Source organism: Singulisphaera photorubra (assembly GCF_045290345.1).
GTDB lineage: Bacteria > Planctomycetota > Planctomycetia > Isosphaerales > Isosphaeraceae > Singulisphaera.
In genome coordinates, this window is the sequence record NZ_CP155447.1 from 8,427,287 (window position 1) to 8,443,511 (window position 16,225).

Genomic DNA, 16,225 nt, shown 5'->3' on the forward strand with positions numbered 1-16,225 from the left:
TCTGACGTCCCAGGCTCTGCGAGGTGCTCGGGCTTGAAGGAGAGATCTCGCATCTCTTTGCTTGGTCTGGAGTTCCTCTTGTCCGGCCGAAGATTTCTTGAACAATGGAATACGGGGCGACGAAGGACATCAGACGGGCGTCCGGTTGACGCCCAAGTGGGTTACTCCTGCGCCACATTAAAAACAAGGAATCTGCACGATGCCAACGACCACTGCCGTCGATATTTACGACGAGATTGAAGCACTCAAGGTTCGCGAGGACGCCGCGATCCTCGCGCATTACTATCAGGACGGCGAGATCCAGGAGTTGGCCGACATCACGGGTGATAGCCTCAAGCTGGCGCGCGAGGCCACCAAGATCACCAATCGGACCATCGTGTTCTGCGGGGTCCATTTCATGGCCGAGACGGCCAAGATGCTCAACCCCGAGAAACGCGTTCTGCTTCCCGACATGGGCGCGGGCTGTAGCCTGTCCGATAGCTGCCCTGCCCCGGCTCTCGAGCGACGACAGAATCAACTCCGTGCCGAGGGACGCCGGTTCCAGACGGTCACGTATATCAATAGCACGGCCGCGGTGAAGGCGCTTTCCGATTGGGTCGTCACGTCGGGGAACGCGGAGGAGATTATCCGGCGGGTTCCCAACGACGTCGAGATCCTCTTCGTGCCCGACCGACACCTGGGCCAGTATCTGGTCGAGGTGACCGGCCGGCCGATGATCCTCTGGGATGGCTCATGCATGGTGCATGAAGTCTTCAGCGTGGGGGACCTTCTCCGCTTGAAGCGGCGGCTTCCGGAGTCGTTGACGATCGCGCATCCGGAATGTCCGACGAACATTCGCGAGCAGAGCGAGTTCGTCGGGGGAACCGAGGCGATGATCAAGTACGTCGCGAATTACGAGGCCCCCACCGACTTCCTGGTGGCCACCGAGGCCAACATGCTCTGGCAGTTGGAGGCCAAGGTCCCGCGCCATCGTTATCATCCCGTGCCCGGCGTGACGTGCGCCTGCAACAAATGCCCGCATATGGCCCGGAACACCCTCGAGAAGCTCCGCGACTGCCTGGCCAATGGCAGCCCCGAGATCCTCTGGCAACCCCAGTTCGAGCGGGCCGCCGAAGTCTTGCGCCGGAGCCTGCTGGATCCGGCGGCGAAGTAGTTTTTCCTGGAAGGGAGGCGGGGAGCATGAGCTCCCCGCCTCAAAAATCGTAGTCCGGGACCTCAACCCGCGTCCTCGACTGTGACCGCCATCACGACCGGCGCGGTGCCGTCAGGTCCCTTGACGAATTCAAGCTGGCTGATGACATCGGTCCGCCTGGGGGTGATTGCCAGGTAGCGGATCTGCTGGCCGCGGAGCGGGAACGCGAATTTCGACTCGGGGACGTCGACGCGGCGGATGTAGTCGGCAAAGTGAAGGCCGTTTTTGAGGGGATGGTCCTCAGTCGTTCCGTCGGCATAGTGGAGGCGGACGATCATCGTGACCGAGCCGGCTCTGCCTCCCGGATAGCCCCAGCCGCTCACACCGCTGAGTAAGTGGATGGCCTTGGCCGGGACGTTGCAGGCGAGGCGGACGGTTTTCGGCATCGTGGGCGGAAAGGCGCCCGTTGGGCCGAAAAGCATGATGGCGTTGGGAACCCGTTCACCACGCGGGTCGACGAGCCGGAACGGCACCCCCTCGAAGGTCTTGGGCGACCAGTCGCCGAAGATCAGACGCTCAGCTTCGGCGTCCTTGCTGTAGAACATCCCCGTCGTACTGACGATGGTGGCTGACTTGGCCAGGTCGAGCGGCAGAAACTTGCCCCGCTGCGTGAGAAACTCGAGCAGGTTGGCGATCCCCTCCGGATTCACCTGCTTCTCGAAGCCTTCAGGCATGATCGACTTGGGCGACACTTGCAACTCGTCGACATCGGCGCGGAGGATGACATGGGGTTTCCCTTCGGCGTCGCCCAGCTCAATCGCGGTCTTCGTCTCGGAAGTCAGGACGCCCACGAAGACCTGGCCATCGGTGGTTGCCACGTTGTACTGGCGGTAGTTCCCTTCGACGCTCCGGCTCGGGTCGAGGATGTGAACGAGCAGTTCCTCTTTGGGATGGACGGCCATCCCGGTGAGGTCGGGCCCGACCTTTCCCCCCTCGGCGCCATGGGTGTGGCACTTGAGGCACTGCTGCTGGAAGACCAACTTACCGAGGGCCGCGTCCCCGCCGCGGAGGACGAGCGGAGAAAGTTCTTCGATTACTTTTTGTCGGTCGGCGTTCGGCAGACTCCCGCCGCGGGCGAGCAAGGCACGCGCACGCTGGCGGATCTTGACGTCGGGATGGGCGGCCAACGACTGGGTCTGGTCGAGAGTCAGATCACCCAGCGAGAGCTCCTGCTTTTCGATCGCGTTCAAAAGCGCGGTGGTCGCCACCGGACGGCGGAGCAAGACCCCAATCGCGGTGGACTTGGCCGCGGGAGTGAGGCGGCCGATGAGCTGGACCAGGGCCGGCCCGACCGACTCCGCCCTGCTCTCTCCCAGGGCCTCGATGATCCCGCTGGCGAGTGTGGGCGAGGTCCGGGGCGTGATGACTTCGAGCAGTGAATTCACCACGGCAGGGTCGTCCGGGCGGAAGCCGACGAATTGCTTCGCGGTGGCGATTCGCTGATTCTCCGTCTGGCGCTCGTCACGAACGTCCGCCAGCAGAGAGTTGCCAACTTCGGTGGCATGGGTCTCGAAGTGCCGGCTGCCCCAGCCGGTCGCCAGGCGAAGGAGTTGCCCCTTGGCCCCCGGCGAGATCCGAGGCAAGATTCCGGCGAACGTCTTTTCCGCCGTCTCGTCGAGCGTCGCCGGCCGATCCTTGGGCCACCCTTTGACCAGGCTCGCGATGACGACCTCGACGACGCTGGGATCCGCGTCGCCCAACGAATTGATCAACGTATTGACAGTTAAGAGCGGCCCACCCCGGGCATAGTGCTCTGCGACGATGCTTGTGACGGCAAGCAGTCGGGGCGAGCCGGGTTTCACCTCGGCGACGGCCTGGAGAAAGCCAAGTGCATTCCTCGCCGCGACAGCCGTGGCCGCGTCGGGGATCCAGCGGTCGCCTGCGTTCTCCGGCTTCAGGAGCAACGCGGCGACCGCCTTGCCGACGCCAGAGGATTCGGGCATCTCCGAGAGCGCCAGGAGCGCGTTGAGCCTGACGAGGGCGTCGGGATCATCAAGGAGCCGCTTTGTCAGGATCGCCTCAAGGGATTGCCGATTCCGTGGGAGGACTTTCAGGGCGTTCATCCGCACGCCGGCCGACGGATGCCCGAGCGCCTTGATGGCGACCGCACTCGCCTCGGGATGGGAACCGTCCAGCGCCCCGAACCCATGAATTGTCCAGAGGGCATGAATGGCCGCCGGATTCAAACCGATCTCGTCCACTCCCAAGTCGTCTGTAAGCTCGAACAAGGCGGGCAAGACGTAACGATCACCACGTTCAACAAGGATTCGCTGAGCGTGAATTCTCCAAAACATGTTGCTGTTCTTGAGCGTGTCGACGAGCTGCTGTGGTGTTGCCGTTGCCAGCGAAAATGGCGGCTTGGGAGGGGCCGATCGGTTCACGACGCGGTAGATTCGGCCATGCGTCTTGTCGCGAAGATCGGTCTCATAGGCCCCACCCCGCCCCGTCACGAACCCGGCTGGGGTTGGGTTGTGCTGCACGATGTAGTTGTACCAGTCGATCACCCAGACCTGGCCATCAGGGCCCACTTCGGCCATGGTCGGGGCGGTCCATTCATCGTCGCTGGCGAACAGGTTTACCGGGTTGGTCGATCGAAAGTCGCTGCCTTCCCGGTTCAGGACGAACGTGCCGACGATATGGCCGGTCGGCTCGGCGACGAAAGCGGTCCGGTTCCAGTAGAATTCGGGATAGGCGCGGGCGGTGTAGAGCGCGTGCCCCGCTCCCGCGGTGTAACCGCCGTGGTGGTCAACCTGGCGGACCCGGTCCGTCACGGCCTTGAACATGTGAGTGTCGGCGATCATTCCCAGCACGCTCGACGACCAGCCGCGGACCGCTTCGTAATAGCGATTCGGGATCGCCAGATACATGCTTGGATTTCGATTGGCGGTCGACCCGAAAACGAGCCCCTCTTCGCTGATGCCGAGGCCCCACGAGTTGTTGCTCGTGCTCCGGAGGAATTCGAGCGCGGAACCATCGGGCTTGAACCGGTAGAAGCCTTGCGAGAACTTGATCGCTTCATCGCCCACCTTGCCCGAGAAGCCCGAGTAGCCGACCATTCCCCAGATCCAGTTGTCGAGCCCGTAGCGCATGTTGCTCGGCCCCGCATGGGTGTCGCGCGTGCTCCAGCCCTCGAACAAGACGCGCCGCTCGTCCGCCTTGTCGTCGCCGTCATTGTCCTTGAGAAAGAGCGTCTGGGGCGCCTGATGAACGATCAGGCCACCGTGGGAGAAGGTCAGGCTGGTCGGAATGCTCAATTTGTCGGCGAAGACGGTGAACTTGTCGGCCCGGCCGTCGCCGTCGGTGTCTTCACAAATCTTGATTCGATCGCGGCCGAGGCCCTCAGGCTTGAGTTCGTTCGGATAGTCGACGCTCTCAGCGATCCAGAGCCGGCCTCGCTCGTCCCAGTTCATGCAGAGCGGCTTGTCGATCTGCGGTTCCGCGGCGAAGAGTTCGGCGGTGAAACCTTCGGGGACGATGATGTGCTTTTGCGATTCGGCGGGATCGACCGGGCGCTGCATCTTGTTCCAGAGGCCATCCCCTTGTCGGGTTCCCCCCGGTGGATAGAAAGCGATCTTGGCCTCATCATACGCGAATGGCTTCACGTTCTGGTGCTTGGGGCTCATCGTCGGCAGCGGAGGGGCGGATCGATCGGCGAACGTGCCCGCGACCGCCGGGTCGGTCGCCGCGGCCCAGCGGATCCCGCGTTCGAGCAGATTCTCAAAGCCAGGGTGGCCCCAGGTGCGTTCGTCATGGCCCCAGGCTGTGTAGAAAACGCGTCCCTTGCCTTGCGTTCTCACCCAGGTCCAAGGCTCGCGCCCTTGATCGTCCTCATGGTAGGCGAGAACGGTCCGCCCTTCGGCGTTGTGTTTGTGGTGGACGTAGGTCTCGTCCCAACTCTCGAAGCCGCGATAGCCTTTCATGAGCGGATGGTCGGGCTCGGCGATCGTGTCGCGCATGACCCCGGTCCCGTGCCGAAGGAACTGCGCACCGATCAGCCTTGTGACCTTGTCGGAATTCCGGAAGCAGTACGAGGCGCAGTGAATCGGAACGAACCCGCCCCCGCCGTTCACGTAGTCGAGCAGGGCCCGCTCCTGATCGTCCCCGATCTTGTCGATATTGGCATAGAGCAGAACGGCCTTGTAACCGGCCAAGGTCTTCGGATTCAGGTCGTCGACGTTCTCACTGCACGTCAGCTCGATTCCGCGAGGCCGCAAGACGGGTTCGATCTGATGAAACCGGTCCGCCGGGCGATGATGCCCCTGATCGCCCAGGAAGAGAACTCGAAGCGGTTCGGCCGCCTCGACGAGTGGCGCAACGGCCAGACTGAGGGCCGCAACAGTCCAGGCGACGATTGCCTGCTTCGCCATTGCTCTCATGACGAGGTCTCCGAGCCACGCAAGATGGGCTTCAAAGGAAGAAGGCACGACGATGGCGATTCTGATGCAAAGAATCTTAGGTGAATTGCGCATGGTGCCACAAGGGACGAGGCCGTTGATTGCGGTTGGAACTTCGCAGGGTGTCACAGACAACGGGAAAGGTGAGCAGGGAGCGTAAGCTCCCTCCGGTTCATAGAGGCTTGACGTTTTCTCGGCGAACGGGGAACTCGAAATCACTGGCTGCTTGCGACTATCACCCAAAATCCCGGCGATGAAGCAAAAGTGAGAGAGGAGATCATGTCCCCCCTCACCCTCAAATGGACTTTCTGGGGCAAGGTCATGGACCTTGCGTCCCGATTCGATACGATTGCGGTCATCTCTCGCGTATGACTATGGCTGTTCGTGCGATGCCAGGGGACCGTGCGTCATGATTTTCCGACCTCTGGGCCGGACCGGCCTCGAATTGTCCCAGCTCAGCTTCGGTGCCTCCTCACTGGGACAGGAGTTTCGGCCGGTTGATCTCAATCAGGCGATCCGATCGGTTCAGGTGGCGCTCGACCTGGGGATGAACTTCATCGACACGTCCCCGTACTACGGCCGGGGGATGAGCGAATGCATGCTTGGCGTGGCGCTCCGCGAGATTCCCCGCGACCGGTACATCCTGGGCACGAAGCTCGGACGCTATGCGCCCGGGCACTTTGACTTTTCCGCCCGTCGCGTGGTGGAGAGTGTTGACGTGAGCCTCGAGCGCATGAAGGTGGATCATCTCGACATCGTGCTCTGTCACGATATCGAGTTCGTCGAGCTCTCGCAGATTCTTGAGGAGACGCTGCCGGCTCTCCGCCGCCTCCAGGCACAAGGCAAAGTGCGGTTCGTCGGCGTCAGCGGCTATCCGATGGCGATCTTCAAGGCGATCCTCGACCGCGCCGAGCTCGACGTGATCCTCTCGTACAACCACTACACGCTTCAGAATACGATGCTCGCCGACTTGCTCCCTTACCTGCAAGCCAAAGGGGTCGGCATCATGAACGCCGCTCCTTTCTCGGCGCGGCTCCTGACCAATGCGCCCTTGCCGCCCTGGCACAAGGCCACCCCGGAGGTCCGCGCCCTCTGCCGCCAAGCCGCCGAGCACTGTGCGGCACGCGGCGTCGATATCGCTCAGCTCGCTCTCCAGTTCTCGATCGCGAATGAAGATATGGCGACTTGTATCGTCGGGTCCGCGAATCCGGAAAACGTCAAGAGCTGGGTCGAGTGGGCTCAGACACCGCTGGACCCGCAACTCTTGAGCGAAGTCCTGGCGATCCTCCGCCCGATTCACAACTGGTTTTATACGGAGGGGCGGCCGGAGAACAACGATCCTCGACCAGTCTCCGGGAACTGATTCAGCGCAGTCTGAAGTGATGTAATGCGAAGTGAAGTGATAAGACGAACAGTCGTGCTTTTCAGAACGGATCCGATGACGGAGCCCCGGCCAATTCGGCCATCGGCGCACTCGTGGAGAAACTTCGATGAAAGCCCTGTTGTTGGAATCCCCCAAGAACCTCAAGCGCGTTGAGATTGATTCGCCGGGCAATCCCGGGCCGGGCGAAGCGCTGGTGCGGGTTCATCGCGTGGGCGTGTGCGGAACCGACATCAGCGGCTACCTGGGGAAGATGCCCTTCTTCAGTTATCCTCGAATTCCAGGGCATGAGCTAGGTGTGGAAGTGCTCGCCATCGGTGAAGGAGTCACCCAGGTCAAGCCGGGCGACCACTGTTCGGTCGAGCCCTATATCAACGATCCGAATAGCTATGCGAGTCGCCGTGGGCATCCCAACTGCTGTGAAAACCTCCAGGTGCTCGGCGTTCACCGGGATGGCGGTCTGCGACCGGAGTTCCTCCTCCCGGCGCGAAAGCTTCATCCGTCGACGTCATTGACCTTCGATCAGCTTGCCATCGTCGAGACCCTGGCGATCGGCTGCCACGCGGTCAATCGAGCCGCACCCTTGAGCGATGAGTCGGTCCTGATCATCGGCGCCGGCCCGATCGGGCTTTCGACCTTGGAGTTCGTCAAGCTGACCGGCGCGAAGACCATCGTCCTGGATGTGAACCAGCACCGGCTCGACTTTTGCCGCCGCGTGATGGGAGTCGAGCACACCGTCAAGAATTCCGAAAACCTCGAAAAAGACCTTCGCGATCTGACCGACGGCCATCTGCCCGACGTGGTGATCGACGCGACCGGCAATAGCGCTTCCATGTCGAGCGCTTTCGGGCTGATCGCACCCGGGGGCCGGCTCGTTTTTGTCGGGATCACGACCGAAGAGGTTCACTTCAAGCATGCTCTGTTTCACAAGCCCGAGGGCACGTTGCTCTGCTCCCGGAACGCGCTGCCGGCCGATTTCCGGCGGATCATCGGGCTCATTGAGGAGGGCATGATCGATACGAAGCCCTGGATTACTCATCGCGCCGCGTTCGACGAGCTGCCCAGCCTCTTCCCGTCCTTCACGAAGGCCGAGACGGGCGTCATCAAGGCGATCGTTGAAATCTGACTTTGATCACTCTTTGAGAACGGCCGGCCCAGAATTTTGAGGCAAAGCGCAGTGGGCCCCAGCGAGCGGGGACATCGTCTTTGGGGCACACTTGCGCGTTGCCCCGGCAATCTGATGGGGCCGGCGGACAATTCGATTCCCACCGCCTTGATAAAGAATAAGGCGTGCGAACCTCGCGATCCTGGAGCCTTCGACTGATGACGCAGCAGCGGACGACCGAGCAGGCCAAACCTTCGGCTTGCGTGACCTTGGGGCTCGAACCGAGTTTTGGCTTCGGCGACCGCATCGGGCTGGCGACACCGGGCCACGTCGAGGCGATGCGTCGCTCAGGCGCCGGGATCCAACCGATCTTCCCCCAGCAATCGATCCGGGAGATGGCTCGCACGGGGCGGACCCCGCTCCGCGTGATGAACGATGCGCTGGGGGGGATGGAGGCGGCGGGCTGGAACGGGCGCACCGGAGCCGATGCGGACCACCTGAAGACGACGGAGGACGTCGATGCGACGGCCGCCGTCGGCTTCACCTTTTTCACGATCGATCCCTCGGACAGCGTGGACGCCCATGCCGACGATTATGATGAGGCGACACTCCGCACGCGGTTTGCCGCAATCGCCGGTGAGGTGGATTGGGTCAGAAGTTATCAAGGGAAGTCAGTTGGGCTTGCCACGGGAACCGTGGTTCCGTTGAATGAAGAGGCCTGTCTGCGCGCGGCCGTGAAGTACGGTCGAGCCTTGAATCAGGCGGTTCGGATCGCGGAGCACATTGCGCGGGTTCACGACCAGGCGGGGCGGGACTATGAGATCGAATTGAGCGTCGATGAGACCGAGCAACCGACCACCCTGGCCGAGCACTTCATTGTCGCCGATCAGTGCCTCAAGCGGGGAATGAAACTGATCAGCCTGGCCCCCCGGTATATTGGCGAGTTGGAGAAAGGGGTCGATTACAAGGGGGATGTCGCCGCGCTCGAGCACTCGCTCCGCGACCATGCCGCGATTGCCGCGCTGCTCGGTCCGTACAAGTTGAGCCTTCACTCCGGTTCCGACAAACTCTCCATGTACGCGGCTCTGGCTCGGGCGACGCGTGGCTGCTTTCATGTGAAGACGGCCGGCACGAGCTATCTGGAGGCGCTTCGGGTCGTCGCTCGGCATGATCTCTCCTTGTTCCGCCGGATCATCGAGTTTGCCCGCGGACGCTACGAGACCGACCGGGCGACCTATCATGTCTCAGCGACCCTCCGCTCGGCTCCTCCGGCATCAGAGGTTACCGAGGCGGCGGAATTGGAACGTCTCTACCTGGAATCGTGGGCGGAGGTGCCGGCCGGGGTTGGATTTACCCGTCCAGGGCGGCAGATTTTGCATTGCACGTTCGGGTCCACCTTGACTGACCCGACGCTTGGGCCGGCGGTTCGAGCGACCTTGGAGCAGCACCCCGACACTTATGCCGAGGTGCTTGCCGACCACTTCAGCCGTCACCTGGACGCACTTCGCCTTGGAATGTGAGACGATAAGGCGAGGGCGAACCGGCGACTTGGAATCGAGTCGATTTCTTTGAGAGGAAGAGGGGCGATGACCCAGAGTTTTGTCGAGCAGTTGTTTGGCCTCTCAGGGCAGGTGGCCGTGGTCATCGGCGGTACGGGAGTTCTGGGCGGTGCGCTGGCCGAGGGGTTGGCGAAGGCCGGCGCGAAGGTCGTCGTCGCCGGACGTGATTCCGAGAAAGGGGCTGAGCGGGTCGGGTCGATCAAGTCGGCCGGCGGCCGGGCCAGTTTCGCACCGGTCGACGTCACCCATCGCGACTCGATCCAGACGCTTCTCGATCACGTGCTCACGACCGACGGGCGGGTCGACATGCTCATCAATGGCGCGGGGGTCAACAGCGCCAGCGCCTACCTCGAGGCGAAGGATGAGGATTGGGATCGCGTCATCCAGAGCAATCTCAAAGCGGTTCACTGGGGCTGCCAGATCTTCGGTGGGCAGATGGCCTCGGCGGGCGGAGGATCGATCCTGAATATCGCGAGCGTCTCGGCTCACCTGCCGCTCTCTCGCGTGTTCGCCTACTCGGCTGCCAAAGCGGCTGTGGTCAACCTCACGCAGAATGTCGCCCGGGAGCTGGCCCCTTCGGGCGTCCGGGTCAATGCGTTGAGCCCCGGCTTCTTCCCAGCCGAGCAGAACCGCAAGATCCTTGACGCCGCGCGCACGGAAACCATCATGAAGCAAACGCCGATGGCCCGGTTCGGCGAACCGCACGAACTCGTCGGAGCGACCCTCCTCCTCCTCTCCCGGAACGCCGGTTCGTTCATCACCGGGGCGACCTACTACGTCGATGGCGGCTTCACCGCCATGCGGCTCTGACGGCGCAGCGCTCGGGCTGCTGATTGCCTCAACGATCTTTACGATCTGGGATCCACTTTTATGGCGATTCGATCGGCCGTCACCATCAGTCTTGTTCCCGAGGCCCGGGGCGGCCCGTTCGTATTCTGGGATGACCTTGCGGCGGCCTGCCGCAAGGCGAGCGAGCTTGGCTTCGACGCGGTCGAGATCTTTCCGCCTGGCCCCGATGAGGTGGAGCCGGTGACGCTTCGGACCCTACTCGAGGGGCACGGGCTGACACTCGCGGCGGTCGGCACGGGAGCGGGCTGGGTGAAGCACCGCCTGACCCTCGTGCATCCCGAGTCGTCGGTTCGGTCCCGAGCCCGCGACTTCATCCGGGCGACCATCGATTTCGCAGGTCGGTTCAATGCCCCGGCGATCATCGGCTCGATGCAAGGTCGGAGCGGCGACGGCGTCGATCCTCCGACCGCCGCCGGCTACCTTGCGGACGCCCTCGAAGAGCTGGGCGAACATGCCAAGAATTATGGCGTCCCGTTGGTCTACGAACCACTCAATCGGTACGAGACGAACATGGCCAATACGGTCGAAGCGGGTATGGCCATACTCCGTTCACTCTCGACCCGGAACGTGGTGCTGCTGGCCGACCTGTTTCATATGAATATTGAGGAGGCTGACCTTCCCGCCGCCATTCGCGCGGGGCGAGGGGGCATTGGCCACGTTCACTTTGTGGATTCCAACCGCCGCCCCGCCGGGCTCGGCCATATTGACTACACACCGATCGTCGCGGCGCTCGAGGAAATCGAGTACCAAGGGTATGCCTCCGCTGAGGCATTCCCCTACCCTGATTCCGACTCGGCCGCCGAACGAACGATGCAGACCTTCCGCCAGTACTTCCGTACCGACGGGGCTTGATCTTCGCTTCCTGTGATTCCCAACCAGTGCCCCGCCCCCGCTCGTGTCCGTCCCCGGCTATTGTTCGCGGGCTCATTGCTATCCGGGACGCTCAGGGGAGGCACTGATTTCAAAGGAAGACCAAGCCCACCTGAATTACGACTTCGTCGGCGAGCCGGCGGCGGGACGCCCATTCGCTTCGGCGGGAACCTTTGAAGCGGTGTGGTTGCGCTGGATCCAGCCCCAGCGAAACAGGTTTTTCGCGTCGAGGTAGCGGCTATTCGACGTCGCTGCGCCGAGGATGACGACGATCAGGTGATCGTCACCGCGGTGGCCGCTGGCGACGAGGCAGGCGCCCGCCGCGTTGGTCGTTCCGGTTTTAACGCCGTCGTATCCTTCGGTGCCGAGGAGTTGGTTTGTATTCGACCAGACGATATTCCGTGTGTTGCCCTCTCCGTCCTTGAGTGTGCATCCTCGCTTCGAGGTCGAGACGACGGTGGCCAGGACTGGATGCTTGAGCACGTGACGTGCGAGCTTGGCCAGGTCGCCGGCACTGGCGTGGTGGTCTGCGGCGGGGAGCCCGTGCGTGTTGGCGAATCGCGTCTTCGTCAGGCCAAGCTCGGTCGCAACGCGGTTCATCTCGGCGATAAACCGTGGCAAGGGATCGGCTTTGTCCGACGCCTTGCCTGACTCTTGGAGTCGCCCGCCAAAATGTTCGCCGAAGGCCACGGAGGCGTCGTTGCCCGAGGGGAGCATCAAGCCGTAGAGCAGTTCGCGGACCGTCACTTGCTCACCAGCGCGGACGCCCGAAGTTGATCCGCTGGTCTCGTCCGCCCGTTCGGAAAAGGTGATGATCTCATCTAGTACCTTCGGGTCGCGCTCGGCGATCTGGCCCACGATCAGCGCGGTCATCATCTTGGTCGTGCTGGCCATCGGAAGCGACTCGGCCTGTTGATCGCCCCAAAGGAGCTCGCCGGTACGCCCGTCAACAATGGCCCACGCTTTCGCTGAGACGAACGGGGGGCCGTCGAGGGAGTCGGGGGGATTCTTGACCGGTGTCTCGACATTGATCTTATCGGGGGTCGGGACGGCTGGCACGACGATCGGCTTGTTTCCCAGGGCGGTCCGGGTTCGTTCGTCGACGATCCCGGTCGTTCGCAGCCCTTTCGCACGCTGGAAGCGGGTGACCGCCTCGCTCGTCGCGTCGCCATAGTCGCCGTCGATGTCCAGGCGTGGCGAGGGCTTGAGCTCTTCGTTGAGCCGGCGCTGGAGGTCTTCGACGGCTGCTCCATTGTCGCCGGGCTTGAGACTTGTCTTCGAGCCCGCGCTGCTCTGCTTGGTTTTCTCAGCCGTGGCGGTCTGGGCCCGAGCTTCAACGGTCAGCACACTCAAGAGTAAGAGGCAGAGCGAAGCCCCGAAGGCCTGAGCCAGGGAGCCGAAGCGTAGGCGATGGTTTCGAGGGGTGGGGGGCGTTGTGACCTGTCTTGAGAAGGGCATGCCTGGAGTGTCTCTCGGTGGGATGAACAAGGACCACGGGGCGTGAGTTTGCCGCGAGCACTTGCTTGCGGCTCAAGACGATCGTGATCGTTCTTGCGTCCTGTTGCAAGGAGCCTTTTCATTTCGCGAATCGTTTCAAAACCAAGGGCGACCGATGGCCGTGCGAATCTTCTCGGAGTAATGACTTGGCTTGACGTTCCGCGCAAGGGAAGATCATCGAAACGAACACCCATCGACCATTGGCCCGATCACGACTATGAAACGATCATTGAGCTTCGCAACCCTCCTCGTCGTGATCGCGGCCGGCACCGCAATCGCCGACGATTTCCCCGCGCTCCGGAACACGGAGCCCGACCCTGGATCGGCGATGACCGCGAGCCAGTCGGCCGCCTCGTTCCGCGTTCCCCCGGGATTTCGGGTCAACGTGTTCGCGTCCGAACCCGAGGTGCAAAATCCAATCGCGATGGCCTGGGACGCGCGCGGGCGGATCTGGATCGCCGAGAATTACACCTATGCCGAGCGGACGCAACGGTTCGATCTCGGGTTGCGTGACCGGGTTATCATTCTTGAAGATACCGATGGTGACGGTCGATCCGACCAACGCAAGGTCTTCACTGACAATGTCCAGATGCTCACAAGCGTGGAGCTGGGTCAGGGGGGCGTCTGGCTGCTCTGTCCTCCTCAGTTGCTCTTCATCCCCGATCGCAACGGGGATGATGTGCCCGATGCGGCGGCCGAAGTCGTGCTCGATGGGTTCACCGTCCCTGCTGAGAACTATCACAATTTCGCCAATGGACTGCGGTGGGGGCCCGATGGCTGGCTCTATGGGCGCTGCGGGGCTTCGTCCCCCGGCCGCCTGGGAACGCCGGGGACGGCCGACCCGGAGCGGATTCCGATGAACGGGGGCCTCTGGCGCTACCACCCGACGCAGAAGCGGGTCGAAGCGCTCACGCATGGGACGACGAATCCCTGGGGACACGACTGGAACGAATTCGGCGAAGCTTTCTTCGTCAATACGGTCAACGGCCATCTCTGGCATGCCGTCGCGGGGAGCCACTTCGTCCGCCCGCATACGATCGACCCGAACCCGAGAACCTACGCCCTGATCGACCAGCATGCGGACCACTGGCACTGGGATCACTCGAAGGACTGGTCCGACTCCCGCAAGGTCACGGGCGAGCACGATCGTCGCGGGGGCGGACACGCTCACAGCGGCGCCATGATCTACCTGGGCGACCAGTGGCCCGAAGCCGATCGCGGCAAGTTGTTCACCCTGAACTTTCACGGCCGCCGCGTCAATGTCGAGCGGCTCGATCGATCGGGCAGCGGCTACGTGGGGCGACACGAACCCGACCGCCTCTTCGCGGCCGACACCTGGTTTCGTGGGATCGACCTGGGCTATGGGCCAGACGGCGGCGTGTTCGTGCTCGACTGGAGCGACACGGGTGAATGCCACGACAGCACCGGAGTGCATCGGACCTCGGGCCGGATCTACAAGATCACTCGCGGTGAGCCCAAGCGGGCCGTTGTGGGCGACCTGGCCAAGAGTGACGAGCGTTCGCTGGCAGATCTCCACCGCCATTCCAACGAATGGTTTGTTCGCATGGCCCGCCGACAACTCGCCGATCGATCGATGAGCGGCGATCGCCTCGACCAGGCCCGCGAGGCGTTGCGCACCATGCTGGTCGATGATCCCGATCCGGTCCGCAAACTCCGGGCGCTCTGGTCGCTTTATGCAATGGGAGTGGCCGACGAGGAGTTGCTTCGGAAGCTTCTCGGCCATGAGCACGAAGCCATTCGCGCCTGGGCTATTCGGCTGCTGACCGACCGGATGCCTTTAGACACAGTGACCAGCCAGCGGATTGGCCCGGCGGTCGCCGTACCGGAGGGCGGGCTCGTCGAATTTGTGAGGATGGCGAAGGAGGATCGTTCGGGACTGGTTCGGCTGGTTTTGGCCTCGACGCTCCAGAGGTTGCCCATCGCGCAGCGAGCCGAGTTGGCCGCGCCTTGATGAAGCGAGCGGAGGATGCGGACGACCATAACATTCCCCTGCTCGTCTGGTACGGCTTGATTCCGGTTGGCGATACCGACCCCTCGGCGCTCGCGCGGTTGGGGGCGGAGTGCGACTTGCTGGTGACCCGTCGGCTGATCGCACGTCGCCTGGCGGAAGACATCGAGAAGAACCCCCTGCCATTGAATGAGCTCTTGAAGAATGCCGAGGCGAGTCACAATCCTGCGCTTCAGGCCGATGTCGTGTTCGGAGTCTCCGAGGGACTTCTCGGCTGGCGTAAAGCGATTCGACCCGCCTCTTGGGAGGCGTTTGCTCGACGGCTCGACACGTCGGCAGATCTTGCCGTAAGCACTTGCGTTCGTGAGCTGAATGTGCTCTTCGGAGATGGCCGCGCTCTCGAGGAGGTGAGGCGTCTGGCATTCGATGACAAGTCCGATCTGACCGCCCGCCGTGCGGCGCTTCAGACGTTGATCGAGAGTCGACCAGCCGACTTGCGGTCGATCTGCGAGCGTTTGCTTCGCGTCCGCCACCTCAACGCCACGGCCGTGCGCGGACTCGCGCTATTCAACGACCCGGGGATCGGCCGGAGCCTGGCCGCGAGTTACCGCTCGTTCCACCCGTCGGAACGGGGTTCGGTGATCGACACCCTCGCATCCCGCCCTGTGTTCGCCTTGGCCTTGCTGGATCAAGTGGCCGCCGGCAAGATTCCCCGCGCGGACCTGACCCCGTTCCACGCGAGGCAGATCCGGAGCCTGGCAGATCCGAAAGTGCTCAGTCGGCTCTCCGAGGTCTGGGGCGAGCAGCGTGAGACGGCCTCGGATAAGAAGGAAAAGATGGCTCATTTCAAGGGGGCGCTCACCTCGTCGGTGCTCGCCGGAGCCGATCGCAGCCAGGGACGGGTCACGTTCAACAAGGTCTGTGCATCGTGCCACAAGCTGTATGGCCAGGGGGGCGAGATTGGCCCCGACCTGACCGGGGCCGGGCGGGATAACCTCGATTATCTCTTCGAGAACATCATTGACCCCAGCGCGGCCGTCAGTGCCGATTTCCGGATGGTCATCGTGGAGATGAAAGACGGACGCGTACTCAACGGCCTGGTCCGCTCGCGAACCGACCGCACCCTCACGCTGCAAACCCAGACCGAGAGCCTGGTCCTGGAACACAGCGAGATCGAACGGGAGAAGGGATCGCCCCTGTCCCTGATGCCCGAAGGGCTCCTGGATCCACTGACCCAGGAACAGATCCGCGACCTGATCGCCTACCTGGCCCAGCGGTCCCAGGCTCCTCTGCCGCCCGGCGACAAATAGTCAAATCAGGAATTTGATTGCAGAGGCTGGTCTGGCTATTCCCGTATCGCGGGCACGGACCACTATGTGATGATCTTATTAGTCATCAATTGCATGGTG

At 62.7% G+C, this 16,225-nt stretch carries 10 protein-coding genes; 8 read left to right on the forward strand and 2 right to left on the reverse strand.

Features of this window, described 5'->3' with window-relative positions:
- Positions 1 to 199 precede the first annotated feature (199 nt).
- Positions 200 to 1,153: a quinolinate synthase NadA gene (gene nadA, locus V5E97_RS31705; RefSeq protein WP_406695551.1), complete on the forward strand. Its 954-nt coding sequence runs from the start codon at positions 200 to 202 to the stop codon at positions 1,151 to 1,153.
- A 62-nt stretch (positions 1,154 to 1,215) separates the two neighbouring features.
- On the opposite strand, the gene V5E97_RS31710 is transcribed toward nadA, so the two are convergent.
- Positions 1,216 to 5,568, reverse strand: a complete 4,353-nt coding sequence (locus V5E97_RS31710) for a PVC-type heme-binding CxxCH protein (RefSeq protein ID WP_406695552.1) — start codon at positions 5,566 to 5,568, stop codon at positions 1,216 to 1,218.
- A 427-nt stretch (positions 5,569 to 5,995) separates the two neighbouring features.
- On the opposite strand from V5E97_RS31710, the gene V5E97_RS31715 reads away from it, so the two are divergent.
- The 5 genes from V5E97_RS31715 (at position 5,996) to V5E97_RS31735 (ending at position 11,332) form a co-directional block, all read left to right on the forward strand.
- Positions 5,996 to 6,949, forward strand: coding sequence for an aldo/keto reductase (locus tag V5E97_RS31715; RefSeq protein ID WP_406695553.1), 954 nt, complete (start codon positions 5,996 to 5,998; stop codon positions 6,947 to 6,949).
- 127 nt (positions 6,950 to 7,076) lie between these two features.
- On the forward strand, positions 7,077 to 8,093 hold the full coding sequence (locus tag V5E97_RS31720; RefSeq protein WP_406695554.1) for a zinc-binding alcohol dehydrogenase family protein: 1,017 nt from the start codon (positions 7,077 to 7,079) through the stop codon (positions 8,091 to 8,093).
- A 197-nt stretch (positions 8,094 to 8,290) separates the two neighbouring features.
- Entirely contained in the window at positions 8,291 to 9,592 is a 1,302-nt protein-coding gene (locus tag V5E97_RS31725; protein ID WP_406695555.1) for a tagaturonate epimerase family protein, read from the forward strand.
- Between the two features lie 66 nt (positions 9,593 to 9,658).
- Positions 9,659 to 10,441, forward strand: a complete 783-nt coding sequence (locus tag V5E97_RS31730; protein WP_406695556.1) for an SDR family oxidoreductase — start codon at positions 9,659 to 9,661, stop codon at positions 10,439 to 10,441.
- A 60-nt stretch (positions 10,442 to 10,501) separates the two neighbouring features.
- Entirely contained in the window at positions 10,502 to 11,332 is an 831-nt protein-coding gene (locus tag V5E97_RS31735) for a TIM barrel protein (protein ID WP_406695557.1), read from the forward strand.
- Between the two features lie 135 nt (positions 11,333 to 11,467).
- On the opposite strand, the gene V5E97_RS31740 is transcribed toward V5E97_RS31735, so the two are convergent.
- Complete coding sequence (locus V5E97_RS31740; protein WP_406695558.1) at positions 11,468 to 12,808, reverse strand: peptidoglycan-binding protein; 1,341 nt, start codon at positions 12,806 to 12,808, stop codon at positions 11,468 to 11,470.
- A gap of 256 nt (positions 12,809 to 13,064) precedes the next feature.
- Here V5E97_RS31740 and V5E97_RS31745 point away from each other — a divergent pair, with 256 nt between their 5' ends.
- Positions 13,065 to 14,819 (forward strand): PVC-type heme-binding CxxCH protein, encoded by a 1,755-nt coding sequence (locus V5E97_RS31745; RefSeq protein WP_406695559.1) that lies wholly within the window; start codon positions 13,065 to 13,067, stop codon positions 14,817 to 14,819.
- On the forward strand, positions 14,819 to 16,126 hold the full coding sequence (locus V5E97_RS31750; RefSeq protein ID WP_406701249.1) for a c-type cytochrome: 1,308 nt from the start codon (positions 14,819 to 14,821) through the stop codon (positions 16,124 to 16,126). The genes V5E97_RS31745 and V5E97_RS31750 overlap by 1 nt, the downstream gene beginning before the upstream one ends.
- Positions 16,127 to 16,225 lie beyond the last annotated feature (99 nt).

Coding starts and splice junctions, on each gene's coding strand:
- nadA (WP_406695551.1), top strand. CDS start 200: ATGCCAACGACCACTGCCGTCGATATTTACGACGAGATTGAAGCACTC.
- V5E97_RS31710 (WP_406695552.1), bottom strand. CDS start 5,568: ATGAGAGCAATGGCGAAGCAGGCAATCGTCGCCTGGACTGTTGCGGCC.
- V5E97_RS31715 (WP_406695553.1), top strand. CDS start 5,996: ATGATTTTCCGACCTCTGGGCCGGACCGGCCTCGAATTGTCCCAGCTC.
- V5E97_RS31720 (WP_406695554.1), top strand. CDS start 7,077: ATGAAAGCCCTGTTGTTGGAATCCCCCAAGAACCTCAAGCGCGTTGAG.
- V5E97_RS31725 (WP_406695555.1), top strand. CDS start 8,291: ATGACGCAGCAGCGGACGACCGAGCAGGCCAAACCTTCGGCTTGCGTG.
- V5E97_RS31730 (WP_406695556.1), top strand. CDS start 9,659: ATGACCCAGAGTTTTGTCGAGCAGTTGTTTGGCCTCTCAGGGCAGGTG.
- V5E97_RS31735 (WP_406695557.1), top strand. CDS start 10,502: ATGGCGATTCGATCGGCCGTCACCATCAGTCTTGTTCCCGAGGCCCGG.
- V5E97_RS31740 (WP_406695558.1), bottom strand. CDS start 12,808: ATGCCCTTCTCAAGACAGGTCACAACGCCCCCCACCCCTCGAAACCAT.
- V5E97_RS31745 (WP_406695559.1), top strand. CDS start 13,065: ATGAAACGATCATTGAGCTTCGCAACCCTCCTCGTCGTGATCGCGGCC.
- V5E97_RS31750 (WP_406701249.1), top strand. CDS start 14,819: ATGAAGCGAGCGGAGGATGCGGACGACCATAACATTCCCCTGCTCGTC.